Source organism: Nocardia tenerifensis NBRC 101015 (assembly GCF_000308715.1).
GTDB classification, from domain to species: Bacteria; Actinomycetota; Actinomycetes; order Mycobacteriales; family Mycobacteriaceae; genus Nocardia; species Nocardia tenerifensis.
On the sequence record NZ_BAGH01000173.1, the window covers coordinates 1 to 1709 of the forward strand.

Sequence of the window (1709 nt, forward strand, 5' to 3'; positions counted from 1 at the left end):
GATTACACCGCAACCGATTTCGCCGAGGCGGTGCGCGATATCGACCTGGTGCTCGACCTCGTCGGCGGCGCGTACGGCACGCGCTCACTGCGGGTGCTGCGCCCGAACGGCCGCTACATCGACCTGCAAGGCTCGGACGCCGAGGGCGATCCGCGCTATGAGCGCTTCTACGTCGAGCCCGCGGGCGTGACCATGCGGGAGATCTCGACCATGGTCGAGCGCGGCCTGCTCCGCGTCACCATCGATCAGGTGCTGCCCATCGCCGATATCGCGAAGGCCCACCGGCTCAGCGAATCCGGCGGCGTGCGCGGGAAAATCGTTGTGACCGCGTGGAATTCGCTGAGCTGACCGGCCGAGGGCCTGTCTCGAAGTCCCATCAGGCGCCTCCGGGGCGGCATCCGGCCGGACGTCGAGACAGGGCCCTAGCTCGGGGTGAGCTGGCGCAGTTGGGGTTCGAGGTCCTGCTGGAAGAAGTCGATGAACCCGTCCGGGTCGGGGCCCGCGTTCTGCATGACCAGGTGGTCGAAGCCGGCGTCGACGAACTGCTGGGCCACCTCGAGGTAGCGCTTCGGGTCCGGGCCGCAGGCGAACTGCCCGAGCACATCATCGATGCGCACCGTCTTGGACGCGGCGTCGAAGTTGACCGGGTTGGGCAGCTCGCTCATGACCTTCCAGCCGGTCAGTGCCCAGCGGCTCGTCTCGAGCACGGCCTTGGCGGCGGTCTGCTCGTCGGGCGCCCAGGCCATCGGGACCTCCGCGTAGCGCGGGCCGGACCCGCCCGCCGACCGGTACTGGTCGACGAGCTCGCCCTTCGGCTCGGTGGAGAACAGCCCGTCGCCGAGCTCGGCGGCGATGCGCGCGGCGGACGCTCCACCCGCGGCGACCGCGATCACCGGCAGCTCGTCGGGCAGGTCGAAGACCCGCGCGTCCGACAACGACAGGTAGCGGCCCTCATAAGACTGGTATCCGCCCTGCCACAGCAGCCGGATGATCTCCAGCGCCTCGCGCAGCATCTCCTGCCGCCGGTGCGCGTCCGGGAAATCCCGCGCGACCACGTGCTCGTTGAGTCGCTCGCCGGAGCCGACGCCTAGGGTGAAGCGCCCGTCGGAGACCAGCCCCAGCGTCGCCGCGGCCTGCGCGATGATCGCCGGGTGATAGCGGACGGTCGGGCAGGTCACCCCCGTCGCCAGCCCGATCCGGTCGGTCTGCGCCGCGATCGCGCCCAGCACCGTCCACGCGAACGGCGAGTGTCCCTGCACGTCGAGCCACGGATGATAGTGATCGCTGATCTCGACGAAGTCGAAACCGGCGGACTCCGCTCGAACCGCTTGGCGCATAAGCTCTTTCGGTCCGAAGGCCTCCGCGGCCAACTTGTATCCGATCTGCACGGTTACCTCCTCGGCTGTGTCGGTTACCTTTCGCCGACATACCCGAGCGCGCGGGAGGGAAACCGAGACTAGGCGCGGACGGCGTGCACCACGTCGGCGTGCAGGGCGTCGGCCCGCGCCACCAGCTCCTCGATCCGCAGCAAAACGGCGGCGAACCGGTCGCCGTCCGCGGCGGGCAGCGAGGCGACATTGATCTCGATATTGAGCTGGGAGCTCGCGGCCGCGGCGCGGCAGGCGTCGGCGGCGGCGCCGATATCGGTGACCACATTGGGATTGCCGATGGGGAACAGCTCGGTGGCCAGCGTGAGCACCTCGTCGGCC

General features: G+C 69.6%; 3 protein-coding genes. 1 reads left to right on the top strand and 2 read right to left on the bottom strand.

Annotated elements, in window-relative coordinates:
• Nucleotides 1-348 (top strand): zinc-binding dehydrogenase (locus ON39_RS13930; protein ID WP_040734356.1); only part of this gene is annotated, 348 nt, incomplete at its 5' end.
• A gap of 74 nt (nucleotides 349-422) precedes the next feature.
• Here the strand turns inward: ON39_RS13930 and ON39_RS13935 are convergent.
• The gene (locus tag ON39_RS13935) at nucleotides 423-1388 is read right to left on the bottom strand and encodes a TIGR03557 family F420-dependent LLM class oxidoreductase (protein ID WP_040734357.1); all 966 of its coding nucleotides are present in this window, start codon (nucleotides 1386-1388) and stop codon (nucleotides 423-425) included.
• Between the two features lie 68 nt (nucleotides 1389-1456).
• A partial coding sequence (locus ON39_RS13940) for a cyclodeaminase/cyclohydrolase family protein (protein ID WP_040734359.1) occupies nucleotides 1457-1709 on the bottom strand: 253 nt, incomplete at its 5' end.